At 59.9% G+C, this 20,951-nt stretch carries 18 protein-coding genes and 1 tRNA gene; 14 read left to right on the top strand and 5 right to left on the bottom strand.

Translation table 11 applies throughout. The features are described from left to right. Positions 1–14: 14 nt before the first annotated feature. Both NVV72_00855 and NVV72_00850 read left to right on the top strand, forming a co-directional pair. On the top strand, positions 15–2,357 hold the full coding sequence (locus tag NVV72_00855; protein ID MCR6657943.1) for a GH92 family glycosyl hydrolase: 2,343 nt from the start codon (positions 15–17) through the stop codon (positions 2,355–2,357). Beyond that, complete coding sequence (locus NVV72_00850) at positions 2,354–3,562, top strand: hypothetical protein (GenBank protein ID MCR6657942.1); 1,209 nt, start codon at positions 2,354–2,356, stop codon at positions 3,560–3,562. Before NVV72_00855 ends, NVV72_00850 begins: the two co-directional genes overlap by 4 nt. 99 nt (positions 3,563–3,661) lie before the next feature. Here the strand turns inward: NVV72_00850 and NVV72_00845 are convergent, their stop codons facing one another. Both NVV72_00845 and NVV72_00840 read right to left on the bottom strand, forming a co-directional pair. Beyond that, complete coding sequence (locus tag NVV72_00845; GenBank protein MCR6657941.1) at positions 3,662–4,474, bottom strand: substrate-binding domain-containing protein; 813 nt, start codon at positions 4,472–4,474, stop codon at positions 3,662–3,664. Positions 4,475–4,750: 276 nt separating this feature from the next. Further along, a complete protein-coding gene (locus tag NVV72_00840; GenBank protein MCR6657940.1) occupies positions 4,751–6,034 on the bottom strand; it encodes a GRP family sugar transporter in 1,284 nt (427 codons plus the stop codon). 374 nt (positions 6,035–6,408) lie between these two features. On the opposite strand from NVV72_00840, the gene NVV72_00835 reads away from it, so the two are divergent. The 3 genes from NVV72_00835 (at position 6,409) to NVV72_00825 (ending at position 8,208) form a co-directional block, all read left to right on the top strand. After that, complete coding sequence (locus NVV72_00835) at positions 6,409–7,233, top strand: inositol oxygenase (protein MCR6657939.1); 825 nt, start codon at positions 6,409–6,411, stop codon at positions 7,231–7,233. 289 nt (positions 7,234–7,522) lie between these two features. After that, the gene (locus NVV72_00830; protein MCR6657938.1) at positions 7,523–7,852 is read left to right on the top strand and encodes an SDR family NAD(P)-dependent oxidoreductase; all 330 of its coding nucleotides are present in this window, start codon (positions 7,523–7,525) and stop codon (positions 7,850–7,852) included. A 23-nt stretch (positions 7,853–7,875) separates the two neighbouring features. Further along, entirely contained in the window at positions 7,876–8,208 is a 333-nt protein-coding gene (locus NVV72_00825; protein ID MCR6657937.1) for an SDR family NAD(P)-dependent oxidoreductase, read from the top strand. 272 nt (positions 8,209–8,480) lie between these two features. On the opposite strand, the gene NVV72_00820 is transcribed toward NVV72_00825, so the two are convergent. Continuing rightward, on the bottom strand, positions 8,481–10,619 hold the full coding sequence (locus tag NVV72_00820; protein ID MCR6657936.1) for a hypothetical protein: 2,139 nt from the start codon (positions 10,617–10,619) through the stop codon (positions 8,481–8,483). 409 nt (positions 10,620–11,028) lie between these two features. Here NVV72_00820 and NVV72_00815 point away from each other — a divergent pair. After that, positions 11,029–11,155, top strand: a tRNA-Arg gene (locus NVV72_00815). Between the two features lie 42 nt (positions 11,156–11,197). On the opposite strand, the gene NVV72_00810 is transcribed toward NVV72_00815, so the two are convergent. Next, positions 11,198–12,130 (bottom strand): hypothetical protein, encoded by a 933-nt coding sequence (locus NVV72_00810; GenBank protein MCR6657935.1) that lies wholly within the window; start codon positions 12,128–12,130, stop codon positions 11,198–11,200. Continuing rightward, positions 12,069–13,205 carry a tetratricopeptide repeat protein gene (locus tag NVV72_00805; protein ID MCR6657934.1) on the bottom strand — a complete coding sequence of 379 codons (1,137 nt, stop codon included), beginning with the start codon at positions 13,203–13,205 and terminating at the stop codon, positions 12,069–12,071. Before NVV72_00805 ends, NVV72_00810 begins: the two co-directional genes overlap by 62 nt. A 94-nt stretch (positions 13,206–13,299) precedes the next feature. Between NVV72_00805 and NVV72_00800 the strand changes: the two genes are divergently transcribed. The 8 genes from NVV72_00800 (at position 13,300) to NVV72_00765 (ending at position 20,948) form a co-directional block, all read left to right on the top strand. Then, positions 13,300–14,256 (top strand): SDR family oxidoreductase, encoded by a 957-nt coding sequence (locus NVV72_00800; protein MCR6657933.1) that lies wholly within the window; start codon positions 13,300–13,302, stop codon positions 14,254–14,256. A gap of 125 nt (positions 14,257–14,381) precedes the next feature. Further along, complete coding sequence (locus NVV72_00795) at positions 14,382–15,020, top strand: hypothetical protein (GenBank protein MCR6657932.1); 639 nt, start codon at positions 14,382–14,384, stop codon at positions 15,018–15,020. Then, entirely contained in the window at positions 14,941–16,080 is a 1,140-nt protein-coding gene (locus tag NVV72_00790) for a hypothetical protein (protein MCR6657931.1), read from the top strand. Before NVV72_00795 ends, NVV72_00790 begins: the two co-directional genes overlap by 80 nt. 89 nt (positions 16,081–16,169) lie before the next feature. Continuing rightward, positions 16,170–17,585, top strand: a complete 1,416-nt coding sequence (locus tag NVV72_00785; protein MCR6657930.1) for a hypothetical protein — start codon at positions 16,170–16,172, stop codon at positions 17,583–17,585. Between the two features lie 82 nt (positions 17,586–17,667). Then, complete coding sequence (locus NVV72_00780; protein ID MCR6657929.1) at positions 17,668–18,711, top strand: hypothetical protein; 1,044 nt, start codon at positions 17,668–17,670, stop codon at positions 18,709–18,711. Further along, positions 18,651–18,866, top strand: coding sequence for a hypothetical protein (locus NVV72_00775; protein MCR6657928.1), 216 nt, complete (start codon positions 18,651–18,653; stop codon positions 18,864–18,866). The genes NVV72_00780 and NVV72_00775 overlap by 61 nt, the downstream gene beginning before the upstream one ends. Before the next feature lie 7 nt (positions 18,867–18,873). Next, complete coding sequence (locus NVV72_00770; protein MCR6657927.1) at positions 18,874–19,938, top strand: hypothetical protein; 1,065 nt, start codon at positions 18,874–18,876, stop codon at positions 19,936–19,938. Positions 19,939–19,961: 23 nt separating this feature from the next. Then, positions 19,962–20,948: a hypothetical protein gene (locus NVV72_00765; protein ID MCR6657926.1), complete on the top strand. Its 987-nt coding sequence runs from the start codon at positions 19,962–19,964 to the stop codon at positions 20,946–20,948. The last annotated feature ends 3 nt before the right edge of the window (positions 20,949–20,951 follow it).

Genomic DNA, 20,951 nt, shown 5'->3' with positions numbered 1-20,951 from the left:
AAGAGGGTTCACACATGTATCGGTTTCAGATCCTGCCCCTCGTGGCGTTATTCACAGTCACGCTTAACGGGACGGCCCTGGCTGATCCCGCCAGATCGGCCGCACAGGCGCAGGGGCTGTCCGCCCTGGTTGATCCCTTTATAGGCGTAGATGGCGGGTCAACCGTCGGCGGCAACACAGTGCCTGGCGCACAAATACCTTTCGGCTTCGTCACATTCAGCCCGGATACCACCAGGGGTGATACCAATGGATATGACTCAGGCAGCCCCATTATGGGCCTGAGTTTGACCCATGTCAGTGGCACCGGAGGTGATAGTCAGTACGGTAATTTCCGGATATCACCGACCGTTGGCCCGCTGCGTGCCAATCATCTGGTCTTTGCCAAGAGTCATGAGATGGCCTCGCCCGGCTATTACAGTGTTGTTTTGGGTAATGCACCAGACGAAGCCATCAAGACCGAAGTGACGGCCACGCGCATGGTCGGTTTTATGCGCCTGACCTTCCCGCCGGCCGCCGGCGAGCGGGCCTCTATGCCGGGCAACGTCATTTTGAATGTCAGTTCCATTGTGGAAATGGGCGGAAAGGGCCAGCGCGCAACCGCTTCCCATGTCGATATTATTGACGATCATACCCTGTCCGGCTGGGCCAGTTTTGAAGGCGCCTGGAACCCGACGCCTTACAGGATTTATTTCTATGCCGTTTTTGACCGGCCATCCCTGGAGGTGGGCGCGTGGAGGGCCAGTCAGGGGAGCTTTGAAGCACATCCCGGCACCGGCAGTCTGGATGGCCTTCCGCAAAGCCTGAGCCTGGCACATAAGCAAAGCGTCATGGTCGATTACGATATCGATCAGGGCTTCGCCCACAAGTTGGGAGGCTATGCGCGATTTGACATTGCCCAAAACCCCGTCGTCCAGGTGAAGGTCGCGGTGTCTTTTATCAGCGCGGAAAAGGCGAGGGCGCATCTGGCGGCTGAGGCGCCAGGCTGGGATTTTGACGCTGTACGCCTGCGTGGCCAGGGGCTTTGGGACCAGGCACTGTCAAAAATCACCGTGGACGGCGGCACAGAGGCGCAAAGACGCATCTTCTACACGGCGCTTTATCACAGCGAAACCATGCCCCACGATCTGAGCGGCGACAATGCCTGGTGGGACTCGACCGAGCCCCACTACGAAGACTTCTACACGCTGTGGGACACCTTTCGGACCCTGCATCCCTTGCTGACCCTGATAGAGACCCAAAGGCAGCGTGACATGATACGCTCCCTGCTGGACACTTATAAGCACACTGGCTGGCTGCCGGATGCGCGCATCGCCGGCGCCAATGGCATGACCCAGGGCGGATCGAACGGCGATGTTGTTGTGGCGGATGCTATTGTCAAGGATTTGGGCGGCTTTGACTATGATCTGGCCTATGCCGCGCTGAAGACCGATGGGGAGGTCGAATCCGATCAACCGCTGCTTCAGGGCCGGGTTCTGAAGGATTATCTCAAGCTCGGTTATGTGTCCTTAAGCCAGCCGCGCTCGGCCTCGCGCACCCTGGAATATGCCTATAACGACTTCGCGATAGCTGAGGTGGCCAGCCAGCTTGGCAAACGTGACGATGCGGCGCGCTATCTGGCGCGGTCACAGGGCTGGAAAAAACTGTGGGATGACAAGCTGGGCTGCATCCATCCGCGCTATGCCGATGGTGCGTGGCTTGAGAACTATAGCTGTGCCTATGACTATCCCGATAAGTCTACGCCCTGGTGGGAGGCGCCCTATTACGAAGGCAGCGGCCAGCAGTACTCAACCTATGTGCCGCACGATGTCTCCGGCCTGATCAACAAGGTCGGCGGTGCGGAAGCCTTTACGGGCTGGCTCGACCGCCTGTTTGATACGGGCCATTATTCCCAGGGCAATGAGCCGGATATTCTGGCGCCTTATCTGTATATTCACGCCGGTCGACCGGACAGGACCGCAAAACGCGTTCGCCAGATCATGGCGGATAACTATAGTCTGAAACATACGGGCCTGCCCGGCAATGATGATGCCGGCGCCATGTCGTCATGGTTTGTCTGGAACGCCATCGGCCTCTATCCCAATGCCGGACAACCCTTTTACTATATTGGTTCACCCCTCTTTACCGCCAGTACCATCCATCTCGAAGGCGGGAAGAGCTTCACCGTCCGCGCCCACAATAATTCTGGCGACAATATATATGTGGTCGCCGCGCGCCTGAACGGCAAAGCCCTGGACCGCGCCTGGCTAACCCATAAGGAAATCGTTTCAGGCGGCACGCTTGACCTCGATATGGCGCCAATGCCCGGCACATGGGCAAATAAGTTTACCAGCCCCCCAAACCCTATAACCACGCAATGATCCCATTCCGCATCCTGACCTTCGCAGCCCTTTTCCTGTGCCTGGTGGCCCTTCCGCACTCAGCAGCCTTTGCAGAGGAGAAAAACCTGACGCTCGAAAGGGTGGTCATCCTGATGCGTCACGGCATAAAGCGGCCGAACAATGACCCGCCTCTGCCGAGAGAACTCACCGATCAGGCCTGGCCGGTCTGGACTGTGCCGCCGGCCAGCCTGACCCCTCACGGCGAGCAGGCCATTGCCCGCATCGCCGAATTCGACCGTTTGACTTATACAGGCTTATTGGGGCCGGCTTGCCCGCGGGCGGGCGCCATACATATTGTGGCGGATACGGATCAGCGCACAATCAGGTCGGCTGAGATCTACGCCGGCACGGCATTTAAAGGCTGTGGTCTTAAGGTGGAACATGCCGGCGAAGGCCATGCCGATGCGCGGTTTTCGCCGTTTAACGCGGATGTGGTGTCGCCGCCACTGGATAGGAAGGATTTGACGGACGAGGCGCTGCCGTCGGGCGGCATGGCCGCCGTTGATAAGGCTCATCAATCCGATTACGCGCTTTTGAGTGAGGTTCTGAACCTGAAAAGCCAGCCGGGTTGTGAGGCCGATAAGGTTTGCAGCCTGACCGACATGCCCTCGGTTCTGGATGTCAGTGGCCATGATCCAAAGGTAAGCGGCGCCCTGAAGATGGCCTCCAGCCTGTCGCAAATTCTTATGCTGGAATACGCGAATGGTTTCCCGATGACTGAGGTGGGCTGGGGCAAGGTGAACGAAAGGCAGATTACCGCCTTGTCGGCCCTACACGCCGAAGAATTCCGGTTGATTGCCCGCCCGAAAGCCGTGGCGACCTATGCGGCTGGCGGGCTTTTGAAAGACATTGAGGCGGCCTTGTTTGATCCGGATGCCAGTCCTTACACCCTTCTGGTCGGTCATGACGGCAATATCGCCTATGTGGGCGGCGCCTTGGGCTTGCACTGGCAGGCCCAGGGGTTTGCCGCCGATGATCCTCCGCCCGGCGGCGCGCTGATTTTTGAACTCTGGCGTGATGGCGCCGGACGGGAATTCGTGCATGTGCGTTTCCGCTCCCCCTCGCTTGATGACATGCGGTACCTTACGCCACTCGGAAGCAAGGCATCCACCCGCATTCCCATTCCACTTTGCGAGAAAAAAGCCGAGTGCGGAGCAGCCGAATTTCGGTCTCTTATTCCTTAAGAATATCAACCGGCTTCGAAATGAGCGCCATCATCGAGGCGCAAGAGTTCACGACTTTTGCAGTTCTAAGAAGATTTTTCTGAAAATTTGAACAGTAATTCAGGCAACGGTTGACTTACGGACAATCAACCGCGGTTCCAGGCGAAGGGTTTGCGGCGCACCGCCGGCGCCTGTGCTCAGATCGAGAACGCGTTTCGCCGCCATATCTCCGAGCCGGTGACTACTCTGGTCAACGGAGGTCAGGGGCACACGCAGATAATCGGCGTAACGCAGGTTGCCGCAGCCGATGAAAGCGATATCCTGCGGAATGCGCAGACCGGCCTGCATCGCCGCGTCCATGGCGCCAATGGCTGACAAGTCATTGTAGCAGAAGACGGCGTCCGGCGGTTCGCGCAAGGACAGCAATTCCTGCATGGCATGGTAGCCGGTCGCATCGCCGCTTTCTTCAAAGCGATCACGCGTCACCACATAAGGTTTGGGCAGTTCGATACCCGCCGCGGCCAGGGCGCGCTGAAAGCCTTTAAGGCGGTCCGCCGTCGGACTGATGCCGCGCCCGCCAATATGAGCGATCCGTCTGCGCCCGATGCCGGCCAGGTGGCGCGCAGCGAGTTCACCCACCATGAGGTCGTTGGTGCCGACGAAATCCATCGGCAATTTTGGAAAATGACGGTCAATGAGCACAACGGGCGTGGTGGTTTCCGTCAGAGCCTTTGGGGGATGCGCTGCCGGACGGCATGAGGCGACCAGCAGGACATCGACGCCGCGCGTCAAAAGGGTCTGGATTTCCTGTTCTTCGATATCCGGATCTTCTTCGGACGACGCCAGGACCAGCACCAGACCTTCCGAACGCAGCGCTCCTGCCAATGAACGGGCGAATTCGCCGAAGAAGGGATGGACCAGATCCGGCACCACCAACCCGACCGCATAGGAACGCCCCCCGCGAGGGCGCGCGCCAGCATATTGGGCTGATAGTTCAGCTCGTTCATTCGTTTCAGAACGCGCTCGCGGGTTTTCTGACCGATGTCGGTCCGGCCGCGCAATACCTTTGAGACGGTAACCGTCGAAACGCCGAGATCGCGGGCTATGTCTTTGAGCCTGACCACCATTGAGGGAACTTTTAAAGTGCGTTGAACCTGTTGTTCAGTCTATTCACACGCTTCCGTAACGGCGTCCAGACGCCAGGACGGCCTAACTGAAACGCGTGCGCGTCCACAGTGCCCAGCAGCCTGCTGCCAGCGCCACCAGCAGGATGGCGCACAGGACCGCAACCCAGGCCCAATTCATAGCCAGCGGGGGGACAACTGCATCGGCGGCCAGCCAGGCGAACAGGCCGACAGCGGCCGTCACTATGACCCAGTCCCACCAGCGCCGGGCACGCGGCCCCTTGGCCTCGTCGCCATTTTGCGCTTTCAGCGCTTCTTGGTAATCAAGGCCATAGCGGTCGCACTCGCGTCGCAAGGCTTCATCGCGGCGGCTCATCTCGTTCGCGCCGGCCGACGCCGTGCTGATGGCCAGCGCCCCGAAGATCATAAGCAGCGATCCGCCGGCGACCAGGCCAAGATGTAATGTATCGGCGCCGGCCAGTTCTCCAAACACAAGCGCGCCCCAAGCCAATCCCCATAACTGATTGGTGTTGGACAGGGGAATGCCGCGGCTGATGCCGAGATATTTCGTGGCGAATTGCTGAAACAGATCGCCAATCACCCACACAAAGCCACCCAGGAACAACCAGAACAGCACCTGACGGCTATGAATAAGCTGCATAGCGGAGGAATGCGCGCCGCCATCGAAACACCAGGTCAGGGCCAGCATGGTGCCCAGTTCGCCGAAGGTAAAGATGGTGACGAAGGAGAGCGGGTTCATGCCGCTCAGATAGGCTTTGCGGTAAGGCACATACATGGTGCCCCACATCAGGCTGGCGCCAGCAGCGGCAGCCAGGCCACGTATGGCATGTGGTGAGGCGCCCGGATCGTGAAGCGTGCTGAAGCCCAGCATAATGGCGGCGGCGATAATGGCCAGGGTGCCGAATATCACCTTGCTGGTGGTGCGCGCGCCTGCCCCCCGCATTTCACGGAACAGCAGGCAGCCCCATAACAGACCTATCAGGGAATTGGTGTTCCACAAAGGAAAGGCCGTAGCGAGGCCGACATCACGAATGGCGAACACGGTCAGCGTGTTGGCGACAGCCCACAGAGCGCCCGCCAGAAGCGCCCAGACGATAAGGTGAGGTTTGCTGGCTATGTCCGAAAACACAAAGCCTGTGCCTTTCATCAGGGTCGGGAAGGTCCAGCGCGCAGTAAAGACGCCCGCCACCATGCACAGGGATATGGCGAAAGGCGAAAAACCCGCCGCGACCAGCTTGGTCGGCGCTTCCGCCGCGCCGAGCCAGGCGCCGGCAGCCAGACCGCATAAGACGCCCAGCACGTGTTGAGGATTGGCCGCTGCCGCAGCCGTCTTTTGTGAAGACGCCATGATGGCGGTCCTTTCTTTCCCAGGTTTTTATATGGATTCAGGGGGTGTTTCAGTGGATGAGCGCCAGGAGAAGTATGCCGCAGGCCAGAACCAGCACGGGGACCCAGAATTGAATATCGGTGAATACCGCGCGCACTATGGGCGACCTGGTCGTCTGCCGTTCGTTCATCAGTTTCCTCATTTCCTGTGGGCCCGTCCATTCTCTCTGTGGGAAGGTTTGGGGCGCCCACGGAACGTTACCCATTACGTAGAATGTGTCAAGGTGAGATTGGTAATGTATCAAGGCAGATTTTGAGGCTAATGATGTCTTGCGAAAATAAAATACGTAAGCGATAACGTAAACAAGATCACATAAGATCAGAGGAGACGCAATTATGGGTGCAAGCGCCACACAGGCTGCTGATGAAAGTCGCTATAAGGAAGGCAAGAGCGAGGACGAATTTCGTCAGTATGACGCGGCTGCCGTGCCGGGCGTCGCTCAATTTTATCGCAATAATCACGAGCAGATGACGGTTGACTATGTGCTGCGCAAGGAGGCCGAATATTTCGGCCTGACAAGGGGGCAGAAGTCGATATGGGACGCCGCTGAATTTCTCAATGCTCTGGTCGATGAGAGCGATCCGGATACCGATCTGACCCAGACCGATCACCTTTTGCAAACCTCGGAGGCCATGCGCCGTGACGGACTGCCGCGCTGGATGATCCTGACCGGCTTTCTGCACGACCTGGGTAAATGCCTTTGCCTGTGGGGTGAACCGCAATGGGGCGTGGTTGGGGATACATATCCGGTGGGCTGCGCCTGGTCGGAGCACATTGTCTTTCATGAATATTTTGCAGGCAACCCGGATCGTAACGTACCAGAATACCAGACCAAATATGGTATTTACGAACCCAATTGTGGTCTTGAGACAGTGCATATGTCATTCGGCCACGATGGCTATATTGCCGAGGTGATGAAGCCTTATCTGCCGGATGAGGCGCTCTATATGCTGCGCTTCCATTCCTTCTATCCGTGGCACAAGCATGGCGGTTACGATCACCTGTGCAATGATAAGGATCGCGCCATGCTGGAATGGGTGCTGAAATTCAACAGGTACGACCTTTACTCGAAAGGTCATGCCAAGCCGGATCTGGCCAAGCTAAAGCCCTATTACGATGATCTGTTCGCCGAGTTCCTGCCTGAAAAGGTTGCGTGGTAAATAACCGCCGCCAATCGGCAATGGAGGCGCTTGCTACTCTCGCCCTTTTAAATCAATCTAATGATGATCAAGCGGTCTTGGAACGCAATTTTCATTTGCCTGTCCGGCGTCAGGGTGATTGAGCCCACCGATTGACGCTCGGCTCCCGCCGGCCGGCATCGTGCATGCAGATCTATACTGGCACAGGAAATGAGGCGCGCCAAAGGGCTATGTACTGCTGCAAGTCGAAGCCTTACTCGACACCGAAGCGGGCGGCGGCTCAGGCATTGGCCGAGGGCTGGCCGAAGCCTTGGCCAAAGCTGGTAATCAGGTCATCATCACGGGACGGCGTCAGGCCCTGTTGGATCAAGTGGCTCGTGCGACTCCTGGCATCTCAGCGCTTACGCTGGATGTTGACAGCCCTGAATCGAATAAAGACTTTGTTGCCACAGTGACAGCCAACTTCCCGGCACTGAACGTACTCGTAAACAATGCCGGCATCATGAAGATGGAAATGCTTGGCCAAGAGAGCGATACCACCGTAGCCGAGGCGATGATCACGACGAACATTCTGGGCCCGGTTCGGCTCACGGCGGCACTTCTGCCGCACCTGAAAAGCAACCGGAAGCTACCGTACTGAATGTCTCAAGCGGTGCAGCTTTCGTGCCGCTGGTATTCACCCCGACGTACTCGGCGACTAAGGCATTTGTCCACTCATACACCTTGTCACTGCGCAAGCAACTTGAACGCACGAATGTTAAGGTGCTCGAACTGGCGCCGCCTTATGTTCAAATCGAGTTAATGGGCAGCCAGCAGGCGGCCGATCCAAGAGCCATGCCCTTGAACGACTTCGTTAACGAAGTCATGTCGATCCTGGCTAATCCCCCCACCAATGGTGAGATCATCGTCGAAAACTGTAAGCCGATACGTTTCGCGGAGAAGAACGGTAACTTCGATCAATTGTTCGATTTGTTTAGCTCCATGGATGAGGGCTAACAAAGGGCCCGGCTATCCCTTAAGGTGACATCCGGCAGATTGAATAGACGCCCCCGTCGGGGCATCGGCACTCTGTGTATCGGCATAGGGCAAGGGATTGTGTTAGCCCTGGCCCCTCTGCCGGTCTTCAAAAGATGCACGTCTGAGGTCGGCTGACAGCAAACATGTTCCTGAAATTTCGATCCTGATTGGCGTAAACTTGGGGAATATCTCGCCTTCGCCGCCCGAGGGATAGCGGGCCGGCCGCGATTAGCGGCGACCGGCCCGGTCGACTATTCGTACATCGGCTTCGCTTTTAATGCCGTCTGGCGCGGAAAGGACTTCGATCCATTAGGCGCAACAGCGAAGTTATCGAAGAAGGGGCGGCTGACATGATCACCCGTGTGACCTGCGAGCAAGCCCGCCATACCGGTCGTGTAGGTGGCGTCGGTCGCCGTGATCATTGCCTTGCCATCGACAATGGCAATGATTAGTTGGCCGGCGAAACGAAGCTTGACGGAATGCCAGCTACCACCGATGTGGGACAAATGAGCCGTGCCCAGAAGCTTTTCTCCGCCGTCACCGGTGTCCACCCCGGCTTTGATCATGGCTTGTTGTTCAGCGTCGCCGACGAGCTCCTTTTTGTCGACCTTGCCGCGAATGACCGACAAGACGACATCACCGTTACCCGTTACGCGCAAAATATATCCTTTAGGAATAATGCCATAGCCGGAGCCGACATTGTTGATCCGGCCGAGGATGGCCGCGGTTTCACCGGCTTCCAGATATACATCCGAACTGACCGTATAGTCCGTCCAGTGTTCGTCGCCAATAATGGTATAAGGCAGCCAGTCGGGAGACCAGGACAGGGGAGCTTCCGGCATGGACTGCCGCAGGCACTGGCCCGAACGCTTCGGGCAGGTGGTCAGCTCGAATGCACCTGAGATGTCAGCAAAATATCGCGGCAGATAGCCCCATTTCGCGGACTGATGGTAGGCATCGAAGTTATCGCTGTATGGGAAGGGAAAGGCGGTCGGTTGAGGAACGTCGGCAAACCCGCTTTTTTGCTGTCCACGGGTCGTGGAGAGAGTGTAGACGGCATGCGGTTCGAGCGTGACCGTTATCATGCCGTCTTCGGCATTGAGGTCTGCCAGACGGATGAACTGCTCGGTCTCGGTACTGCGCCAGACGGCGAGGGGCGCCGAAGAGAGGCCGCCGCCTACAGTCAGGTGAACGGTTTGGGGTGCAGAGGCGTCTTTCGTTTCGATGATTACACTGTAATCCTTTTGCGGAGATACGAGGGTGACAAAACTGCCACCTTGGTTCAGTTCCCCGCTGGCATAGTTCAGGTAGGTCCATCCGATAGCGCTGAACTGACCATAGTGGGCGTAGGCCCAGAGTTTGGAGTTGATCTCATAATGCCCGCTCCACGGCCAGTTCGCCCGAACAGTGGCTTCCTTTTCGCCGCTGTAGGGCTCCATGGTGTAGAGGCCGGCGATGCCATACCAGTCGGTCACCCGCGTAAAGCGGTTTTTGACGTAGTTAAGGTTGAAGGACTGTACGGTGCTGATCAGTCCGTCGAAGCCACCCTTATAGACGTGTTGCTCCGTGTTCCAGAGCGCCTTGTTCATGCGAGCCGCGCCTTCGATCACCGATAGCGAGGTCACACCTTCAGGCAGATTATTATGCGCGCTGAGGATGTCGAGGGCATCACGTAACTCGGCATCGCCTTCCAGTTTAGCCACGAAATTGAATTTGTCGTTCGGCCAGTTGTCATAGCCATGCAGCCTGACCGAAGAGAAGCCATTGGTGTCAAGCGTGTGGCGCAGCATTTTGGCAAAACTTGGGTCTTCGCCTTTTTCGTTGCGCAGCCCCATCGCATCCATCTCGATACCGTACTCGCTTCGCAAGCCCTTGAGCCAGGACACATAGTAATCTGCTGTGTCCTGTGACCAAAAACTGCCGCCTGATCTCTCGCCGACCCAGGCCGGTGCGCTCCAGGCCGCACCGTCGAAAGACATGGCCGGGTTGCGCTTCTTGGCCTGGGCCATTTCCCACCAGATGTAGCCGCGCTTATAGTTGAGATCGTCGCGGCTGTGCATGTGGCTGGGCATGGAACCTTGGGTCGAATTTCCGTCTCCGGGAATCTCAACGTACAATGCGCTTACAGAAGCTCCGAATTTGGGTTTGAAAACGAGGTCCATGATCTGGCTGCGTTGCGGCTCTGGATAATCCTTGAGCAATACACCGGTGCCGCCACCACCTTCGACGACGCCGATGCCTTCGAATTTCGCGCCGCCGGCCTGGCCATTCAGCAGAATGTCCTGAGGGCGATCTTCCGCTTGCGCCGCTAAAGGTATGCTTATCGCTAGAATGGCAAAAAGTGAGCAAGCCTGCTTCACCGATGTTTTCCAGACATGTCGTCCCGTCATATCCGCTCCCCTTCATTGTAATATAATATTATAAAATGATGTAGCATTGGCGCGCGGGTGCCGCAACACAATGGTGTTGTAGAAGAAGCAACTTGGGTGAGCGCAGCATCGAACGGCCACAGCATCATTATCAATCGGAGCATTAATCACCTGCCGTTGACAGGTGGCATCTCACCGCCCTCAACATGGCGGTTATCATTCTGGCCTGACGTCGCCGTTTCCCACTCCAGAAGCGTTGCGTGATGCCACTAAGGGAGCGCTATGCCCAAAGCCACGATTGAGGCCCTGCCAAGCCCGATAGAATCTTTAGCCGAGTTATTGTATCCAACGGATGCGAGGCTCCTGAACTGAAGATCGACATTTTAATCTCACCCCGATTTGAAATGACATAATCACTTGCGCGCAAACCGCGATGCTTGAGTGGCAGAATGGACTGTAGATTTACAATTTCAGTAGCCTAACCTGCTGAAATTATAAACGAATTGTTCAGACTACGAATCTGAGGGTCGGGCGTTCGAATCGCTCCGAGTGCGCCATTTAACAAACAGCCTCCCTTTTGGGAGGCTTTTTTGTTTCCGCTATTCCGGCTTTCTCCAGAGACGCTGGTCATAGCCTACCGGCCGGTAGGCGTGGCGTTTCGCCAGCTTATCCCGCCAGAAGCCTTTGTAGTCGCCAATGGTCTGGACCTCGACGGCCTCGTGGTCGTGCAGCAGGCCCATTTCAAAATAGGTATCGAGATTGGTCAGGTCGGGCTGGGGCAGTTTGTCATCCAGGCACGCCTGCCACATATCGGCGTAAAGGTCCTCCAGGTGTGTCACCAAATTCGAGGTATCGAACAGGGTGCTGGTCAGGCGATTGGCCAGCAGGTGCTCGCGCCAGGCTTTAATATCCCCATTCCCGCGACCGATCGCCACGGCACGGTCGATATAGTCCTGGGCCGTTGTGCAGACCAGTTCGTCGGGCAGGCCGGCGGCCCTGACCAGCGATCCGCAGACACGCGAAGCAAAGGTGCGCCCCGAAAGGGTGAGAACCGGCACGCCCATCCACAGGGCGTCGGAACAGGTGGTGTGGGCGCCGTAGGGCGTGGTATCAAGGAACAGGTCGGCCAGTTGATAGCGCGCCAGGTGATGCGGATTGGCCTTCTTGTCGGCGAAGACGATGCGCGCCGGATCTATGCCCTTGCTCTCGGCATAGGCTTTCAGCCTGCCGTGGGAGGCTTCGGCGCCGGAAAGCAACCACAGGACGCTGTTCGGCACACGGCTGAGGATTTCCAGCCAACGGTCGAAGGTGAAGCGCGTGATCTTGTGGGTGCCGTTGAAGCAGCAAAATACGAAGGCATCTTCCGGCAGGCCGACCTCGGCGCGCGTCGGCACCACTTCAGCGACGATGCGCAGGCGGTTGTTCGGCTGGTAACAGGGCAGGCGGGTGACCGCCTCGGAATAGTAGATTTCATCCCCCTCTGGGATGATCCAGTCGTCGGCGATGATATAGTGGTGGTAGGGGCTGCCCAAGCTTCCTCGGGAAGCCCAGCCAGTTGACGATCACCGGCGCCGGGCGCAGGGCCAGCAGCTTGGTGCGGCCGTCGCGGGTATAGCCGTTGACATCGACCAGGATCTGAATGCCGTCATCGGCGATGCGGCGCGCCGCGCTGACATCGTCCATGCCGGTGATGTCGATGAAATGGTCGGAGGTGTTCTTGTAGTGATTGTGTATCGGATCATTGGTCTGGATGCCGCAATAATAGGCGAAAACCTCGACCTTGGAGCGGTCGTGCAGGCCCAATACCTCGTACATCAGATGGCCGATGGCGTGTTCGCGCAGATCGGAGGACAGGTAGCCAATGCGGATCGGCTTGTCCTTTTGGGCGTTTTTCGCGGACCAGTGGTTGGTGATGATATCACCCACCGGCACGCCGACATCCTTGAGATTATAGTGATAACTCAGGGCCAACTGGAAGATGGGGTCGTCGGTATAGGCGTCGATCGACAGCGGCGAAATACCGGTCAGAAGGTGCTCTCGCGTCATGTTCTCGAACGGGATGACGATCGGCCAGGCGCACTGGCGCTGGCGCAGGGCGATGAAGTGCTGCATGGCCTCGCGCTGGTGCGGATCGATCTCCAGGCTGATACGCAGGGCGGTTTCGGCCGGCTCATCCTGGTGGGCGCCTTCCAGCACGCGGGCGGCCTGGTTGAGCGCCATTGTCTTGTGCTTCAGCGCCGAGCCGGTAATCTGGCCAAGCCGGCCGGCCAGGCTGTTCCAGGTCAGGACGGCCTTGGCATTATCGCCGAGCCCCTCATAGATGCGGCCGAGATTGATATAGACGCTGTGGAAATCCGGATTGACCTCCAGCGCGCGCTCCATGACCTCGCGCGCCCGGTTGAGGTCGCGGTGATCGGTCAGGATGACGCCCAGGTTGAACAGCAGGGCATAGAGCAGGGGGTGATCCGGGTTCTGCGCCACGAAGGTTTCGTAGAGGGCCACTGCGGCCGCGGCATGGCCGCCGGCCTTCAGGGCTTCCGCCGACTGGATCAGTTCCATGACGCTCATGCTGTTGGTGGCGGGCGTGATGTGTGCGGTGTCCGGCATGGCGGGTTCCCTGATTCGTTCAGATCAGAGAGTAAACGGCGTTAACCTTTTGTCAAAGGCGGCGACTCGTGGCACCTCGCTGGATCAGTTGTGTATGCATGAAGGGGATGCCGTGAAGAAGATACTGGTCACCGGCGGCGCGGGGTTTCTGGGGTCGCACCTGTGCGAACGTCTGCTTGAGCGCGGCGACGATGTGGTGTGCGCCGATAACTTCTTCACCGGCCAGCGGCGCAACATCGCGCATCTGATGAGCAATCCGTATTTCGAGGTGCTGCGCCACGACATCACCTTCCCGCTCTATGTCGAGGTCGATGAAATCTACAACCTGGCCTGTCCGGCCTCGCCGGTGCATTACCAGTTCGATCCGGTGCAGACGACCAAGACCAGCGTCATCGGCGCCATCAACATGCTGGGCCTGGCCAAGCGCACCAAGGCGAAGATCCTCCAGGCATCGACCAGCGAAATCTACGGCGATCCGGAAGTCCATCCGCAGACCGAGGATTACTGGGGGCGCGTCAACGTGCAGGGGCCGCGCGCCTGTTACGATGAAGGCAAGCGCTGCGCCGAGACCCTGTTCTTCGACTATTATCGCCAGCACAGGTTGAAAATCAAGGTCATGCGCATCTTCAATACCTACGGCCCGCGGATGCACCCCAATGACGGGCGGGTGGTCTCCAACTTCATCGTCCAGGCCCTGCGCGGTGAGCCCATCACGCTCTATGGTTCCGGCGAACAGACGCGCAGCTTCTGCTATGTCGACGATCTGATCGACGGCATGATCCGCCTGATGGACAGCCCGGACGACGTGACCGGGCCGATCAATATCGGCAATCCGGTGGAATTCACCATGCGCGAGCTGGCGGAGAAGGTCATTGCTCTGACCGGGGCGAAAAGCGAACTGGTCAACCGCCCGCTGCCGGCGGATGACCCCCGCCAGCGTCAGCCGGATATTTCCCTGGCCCGGTCCACGCTTGGCTGGCAGCCGTCCGTGCCGCTGGAAGACGGTCTGGCCCGGACCATTAACTATTTCCGCGAGGTTTTGGCCCTGTAGAGAAAGGCGTCATCCCTATACCGCAAGGGTTGTATTTCGTGTCCACTTGTAAAAATTAATCGAAAGTTTACCGTACCAATTAATAAGTGAGTCGTATTTCTGGCGGGATCAAGGGGCGAAAAGTCGTGTCATCCATCTCTGGGCTGTCCGCAGCACAAATCTCCAAGCTTAGCCCTGCGTTTGTTCAGAACCTGACGACGGATCAGCTCCAGGAACTGAAAACGACGCAGATCAGCGCGCTGTCGACATCGGGCGTTGCCGTCCTTTCGACCACCCAGATCGGTGCGCTCAGCACCACGCAGCTAAAGTCGCTGACGGGCAATCAGGTCAAGGCGCTTACCACTGACCAGATTACCTTCTTGGCGACCGGGCAGGTCGCGTTTACCAGCTCCCAGCTTTCCGTACTGCTGACCGCCCAGCTTGAAGCCTTCTCGACGACCGCCATTGCGGCGCTTGACACGACCCAGCTTTCCGGCTTGACCGCCTCCGAAATCAGCCACCTTACAACCGATCAGTTCGCGGCCCTGACCTCCACCCAGGTCGGCAAATTTTCGACCGCCCAGATTCTGCGGCCTGACGACGGACGAAGTCGCCTCGCTGACCACCACCCAGTTATCCGGTCTGACCACGGCGCAACTCGGCGTCTTCACCTCTTCGGCCATCGGCGCCCTGACCTCGGAATCAGTGCTGGCCCTGACGACCACCCAGGTTCAGGGGTTCAGCACGGCCGCCATCGCCTCGATCAGCACGACGCAGTTCGGTGATATCGCCACCACACTGCTGGGCGAACTGAGCGCCACCCAGCTCAAATCGGTTACTGCCACCAACCTCAACAGCCTTACGACCACGGCGATTGCCGCGCTCGACACTACGCTGCTGGCCGGTCTGGCCGTCAATCAGGTCGCGGGGCTGAGTGCCACCTCAATCGGCGCCCTGACCACTACCCAGGCATCGGGCCTCGCCAACACGCAACTGGCGGCTATCACCACGGCGGGCCTGACCGGCCTGACGACGACCAATGTGGCGGCGCTGACGACCGCCCGGGCCGGCGCCCTGACGGCTGTCCAGTTGGGCTCGCTGTCTACGGATCAGGTCGGTGCCCTGACCACGGACCAGGCTAATGGTTTGACAGCCGCCGCGATCGGCGCTCTGAAATCGACCCAGGCGGCCGGCCTGACGACAACCCAGCTTTCGGCGCTGGATACGACGCACCTGCAGGCCCTGAATACCACCCTGCTGGGCGCTCTTGACGCCACCCAGGTTGATTCCTTCACCGAAACCCAGGTGGCCAGTCTCAAGACGACGCAGCTTAACGCCCTGAGCGCTGCCGCCATTACTGATCTTTCGACAACCGATGTCGGCGCACTGACCACCGGGCAATTGTCCGGCCTCAACGCCACCCAGGTTGAGCGCCTGACCTCCACCCAGGTCGGTTCTCTGACGTCCACCCAGCTTGGCGCCATTTCGCCGGCAGCCCTGGCGACCTTCTCAACGGACGACATCGGCGCGCTTTCGACCACGCAACTGGCCGGCGTCACGGCGGCTCAGGTGACGAAGTTGACGACCGGTCAGTTGTCGAGCCTGACCTCGACGCAATTCGCCGCCATCACCTCAACGGCCTTGGCGGGCCTGACGGCCTTACAACTGAAGGGTGTCGCCACGGATACGGTGGCCGCGCTCGGCACCGACCAGTTGAACGCCCTAACCAATGTCGCCATCGGCGGCATCACGGCGGATCAGTCCGGCAGCCTGACCACGACGCAGATCAGCGGCCGGCCGAAACCAAGCTGGCGGCCTTCAGCACAGCGGCCATTGGCGGGCTGACGACAACCTCCGTCGATACGCTCTCGGATACACAGATCGGCAAGCTGTCCTCGGCGCAGATCGCGGCGCTCGGCGCCACCAATTTCGCGGTGCTCGATACGACCTCGCTCGGTGTTCTCAGCGTGGCGCAACTGGGTGGCGTCAGTTCGGCGCAATTGGGCGCCCTTACCTCGACCCGGGCCAGCGCCCTGAGTTCTACCCAGCTTAACGCCCTGACCACGGCCGCGCTCAAGGGGCTGACGGCGGACCAGGCTGCGGCGATTACCTCGACCGGCCTGTCCGGCCTGGCGGTGACCCGTATCGGCGCGCTCGGCACGGCGACGGTGTCGGCCCTGACGACGACGACCCTGAGCGGCCTGACGGCCACACAGGCGCTGGGCCTGACCGCTACGCAGGTGGCTTCATTCTCGACCGATCAGGCCGCATCGTTGTCCACTGATCAGCTCAACAAGCTGACGACGGCGGCGGTGGCCGGGCTCAACGCCACTCTGACGGCTTCGCTGACCACTACCCAGGTGGGTGGGCTGGCAACGACCATCCTCACCGCGCTTTCCACCGCATCGGTCGCGGCGCTAGACGAGACCCAGATCGCCACGCTCAACACCGCGCAGATCCAGTCCCTCAAGAGCGCGCAACTGAACGCCCTGACGGCGACGACGCTGGGCGGCCTGACCACGACGGAACTGGATGGCCTGACCACCACGCAGGTGGCCGGCCTTTCCGTGGCGCAACTGGCCAATTTCGACACCACCAATATTGCCAATCTTGAAACCACGCAGTTGAAGGGACTGACGGCGGCGCAACTGGGGGCGTTCACGACCGAACAACTGGGGGCACTGACTACGGACCAGCTCAACAGCCTGTCCGCCACGGCCTTCGGCGCGCTCAAAACGACCCAGGTCACCGGCCTGACGACCACGCAACTCTCCGGCCTTGATTCCACGCACTTGCAGGCACTGAGTGCCACGGTGGTTCATTCGCTCGATTTCGGGCAGGTGGATTCGCTGACCTCCACCCAGATGTCGCAGCTCAAGACGACGCAGCTTAATGCTATCGATACCTTCAGTGCCCTGGATACGACGGACCTCGGCAGCCTGACAACAACCCAGATCGGCGGGCTTAACGCCACCCAGATCGGCAGCCTGTCCTTCCTCAATCTGGCGGCGTGGGATCTCGACCCAGTTTTCAGCCATCGCGCCGGCGGCTATACCGTCTCTGGACCTCTTCACCATTACCAGCCAGCTCAGCGGTCTGACCTCGACGCAGGTCTCGAAGCTGTCGACCACGGCGCTCTTTGTCATGGACGAGACGCAATATGCCGCGCTGACCACCACCGCGCTGGGTGGCCTGAGTTCGGCTCAGGTCAACGCGCTTGGCGCCATCGCTTTTGGCGAGCAGAACTCGACCCAGTTGAACGCCCTGTCCGCAAATGCCGTCGCCGGGATAAACGGCAGCCAGATATTCTTCCTGGAGACCAATGGCACCGGCGTACTGGCCGGGCTTGATGCCGCCAAGATTTCCCGCCTGAACACCCAGGCAGTCGGCGCGCTTACCTCCGACCAGTTGAATGCGCTGTCAACGACCCAGGTGCAGGCTTTCACCGCCTCCCAAATCGGCGCGATTGCAGCGTTCGATCTGGGAAGTCTCTCCACGACCAGCCTGACATCACTCAGCGTCGCGCAACTGGCCGGCGTGACTTCGACCCAGGTGCCGAGCCTCACCTCAACCCAGGTCGGCGCTCTGGCCTCAACCCAGTTGAATGCCCTGACCACGGCGGCGCTCAAGTCACTGACGGCTGATCAGGCGTCGGCGATCAATTCCACGGAGCTCTCTGGACTTGCGGTGACCCGTATCGGCGCCCTGACAACATCAGCCGTATCAGCCCTCACGACGACGGCGCTGACTGGCCTGACCTCAACCCGGGCGCTCGGCCTGACATCGAGCCAGGTGGCCAACCTGTCGACCGACCAGGTCGCTTCGCTTTCCACCGACCAACTTAACAAACTGACCACGGCGGCGGTGGCTGGCCTGAACGCCACCCTGACGGCGGCGCTGACGACGACCCGTGTCGGTGGCCTGGCCACCACCATCCTTGCGGCCCTCTCGACCGCCTCTATCGCGGCACTCGATGAAACCCAGATCGCCACGCTGAACACCTCGCAGGTCCAGGCGCTGAAAACGGCGCAACTGAACGCCTTGTCGGCAACGGCGATCGGCGGCCTGACGACCACCGAACTCGACGGCCTGACGACCTCGCAGATCGCCGGGCTGTCAACCGGCCAGATCGCCAATCTCGACACGACCAATATCGCCAACTTGGAAACCACCCAGCTTCCGGGCCTGACGGCGGCGCAACTGGGTTCGTTCTCGACCGATCAACTGGGCGCCCTGACTACGGATCAGCTCAACAGTCTCACGGCTGCCGCCTTCGGCGCGCTGAAATCGACCCAGGCCGCCGGCCTGACGACGACGCAACTGGCCGGTCTCGACACCACACGCCTGCAGGCGCTGAACGCCACCGTCCTTGGCACCCTGGATTCGACGCAGGTCGATGCCCTGACCTCTACCCGGTGGGACTGCTTAAGACGAGCCAGCTCAACGCCATCAGCGGCACCGCCTTTGTTGAACTGACGACGACCGATGTCGGTGCCCTGACCACCACGCAACTGGCGGGCCTCAACGCCACTTCGGTCGAGCGCCTGACCTCCACCCGGGTGGGGTCTCTGACCTCGGACCAACTGAGCGCCCCTGGCACCGGCGACGATTTCAACCTTCTCGGCGGATGATATCGCCGTGCTGTCAACCACCCAACTGGCGGGTATCACTTCGGCCCAGGTCGGCAAACTGACAACGACCGAATTGTCGAACCTGACTTCGACCCAGTTCGCTGCGCTCAGCTCGACCGCGCTGGCCGGCCTGACCTCATCGCAGGTCAAGGGGATCACGACCGAAGCGATCACCGCGCTTGGCACGGACCAGCTTAACAGCATCGGCACGCCGGCCTTTATCGGCATCACATCCAGTCAGGTCGCCAACCTGACCACGACCCAGGTTTCCGGCCTGTCGGAAACCAAGATCGCCGGCCTGTCGGCCACAGCGGTCAGTGGCTTCACCACGACAGAGATCGATGCCCTGACCACGACCCAGATCGGCAAGCTCAGCGCCGTTCAGGTCGGCGCGCTGGGTGCCGATAACCTGGCGCAGTTCTCGACCACAAACCTGGCCCTCCTGACGGCGGCGCAATTAACCGGTGTCACCTCCAGCCAGGTGTCGGCGCTCACTTCCACCCAGGTTGGTGCGCTCTCCTCCACGCAGCTCAATTCGCTGACCACCCTCGCGCTCAAATCGTTGACGGCGGACCAGGCGGCGGCGATCAGCAGCACCGAGCTTTCCGGCCCGGCGGTGACACGCATCGGCGCCCTGACCACGTCAGCGGTGACGGCCCTGACGACCACGGCGCTGACGGGCCTGACCTCGACCCAGGCCATCGGCCTGACTGCGTCGCAGGTTGGCAACCTGACCACCGACCAGGTCGCTGCCCTCTCGACCGATCAACTCAACAAACTGACCGTGGCGGCGGTGGGCGGTCTCAATGCCACCCTGGCGGAGGCCCTGACCACCACCCAGATCAGCGGCACGGCCAATACCGTCCTGGGCGCCCTGACGACGGGTGCTGTGGCCGCGCTTGATGAGACACAGATCGGCAGCCTGACGGCTGGCCAGGTGCCGGCCCTCAAGGCGGCGCAACTGAACGCCCTGACGTCCACCGCCCTTGGTGGCACTGGAAACGACCGATGTTGCCGCCCTGACCACGGGCCAGATTTCCGGCATCAGCTCGACCCGAGGTCGGCAACCTGACCTCGACCCAGTTTGCCACCCTGTTGTCCACGCAACTTGCGGCCCTGACCACGGCCAGCATCGGTGTGCTCGATGAAACCAAGCTGGGCGCGCTCGATACCACGCAACTGGCGGGCCTTGGCGCCATCCAGGTCGCTGCCCTGACCTCGACGGCCTTTGCCGGCCTGAATACGACGCAACTGGGTGGCCTGACCACGGCCCAGGTGGCGGGTATCACCTCGTCCGACCTGGTGGCGCTTGATACGACGCAACTGGCTGGTCTGGGGGCCACTCAACTGGGCGCCATCTCGACGCGCACGCTCGCCGGCCTGACGGAAACCATTATCGGCAATCTGACGACGACCCAGGTCGGGGGCCTCACACAGACCCAGATCGGTGTCCTGACGGATACGGCGCTGAACGGCCTGACGACGACCCAGGTGAGCAGTCTGACGACGACGCAACTGTCCGGACTGAAGTCATCGCAACTGGCGGGCCTGACGACTGACCAGATTGCGGGCCTAGACGGAACCCAGTTCGGTTCGCTGAGCAATGCGGTGATCGCCGGCCTGAATGAGACCCAATCCAACAGCCTGACGACAACTCAGGTCAACGGCCTGTCGACTACACAACTGGCCGGTCTGAACACGACCGTCTTCGGCTCCCTGTCGACCACCGTCGTAGGCGCGCTGACAACTACCCAGATCGGCGTCCTGACGGCGGCGGAACTCAAGTCGATGAGTACGGCCCAACTGGGAGCCGCTGACGAGACCCAATTGTCATCACTGACGACGACGGCTATGGCCGGCCTGACCTCGACCCAGTTGTCGGCCCTGACGACGACGCAGTTGACATTGTTCTCGACCTCGCAGATCGGCGCCCTGACGACTTCGGCGATTGCCGGCCTGACGACCGACCAGATACCCACGCTCAGCACGACTCAGATCGGCGGGATCACGGCTATTCAGTTGGCGGCCTTCTCGGTCGAGCAGCTTGAAGCCCTGACCGATGAACAGCAGGGATACCTGTAGGTT

The sequence above is a fragment of the Asticcacaulis sp. genome (assembly GCA_024707255.1).
Classification (GTDB): domain Bacteria; phylum Pseudomonadota; class Alphaproteobacteria; order Caulobacterales; family Caulobacteraceae; genus Asticcacaulis.
Note: the sequence above shows the minus strand (reverse complement) of the source record. Positions and strands in the feature narration are given on the sequence as shown.

Bases quoted from the DNA above. Each gene is read 5' to 3' on its own strand.
- NVV72_00855 (MCR6657943.1), top strand. From the start codon at position 15: ATGTATCGGTTTCAGATCCTGCCCCTCGTGGCGTTATTCACAGTCACG.
- NVV72_00850 (MCR6657942.1), top strand. From the start codon at position 2,354: ATGATCCCATTCCGCATCCTGACCTTCGCAGCCCTTTTCCTGTGCCTG.
- NVV72_00840 (MCR6657940.1), bottom strand. From the start codon at position 6,034: ATGGCGTCTTCACAAAAGACGGCTGCGGCAGCGGCCAATCCTCAACAC.
- NVV72_00835 (MCR6657939.1), top strand. From the start codon at position 6,409: ATGGGTGCAAGCGCCACACAGGCTGCTGATGAAAGTCGCTATAAGGAA.
- NVV72_00820 (MCR6657936.1), bottom strand. From the start codon at position 10,619: ATGACGGGACGACATGTCTGGAAAACATCGGTGAAGCAGGCTTGCTCA.
- NVV72_00805 (MCR6657934.1), bottom strand. From the start codon at position 13,205: ATGCCGGACACCGCACACATCACGCCCGCCACCAACAGCATGAGCGTC.
- NVV72_00800 (MCR6657933.1), top strand. From the start codon at position 13,300: ATGCATGAAGGGGATGCCGTGAAGAAGATACTGGTCACCGGCGGCGCG.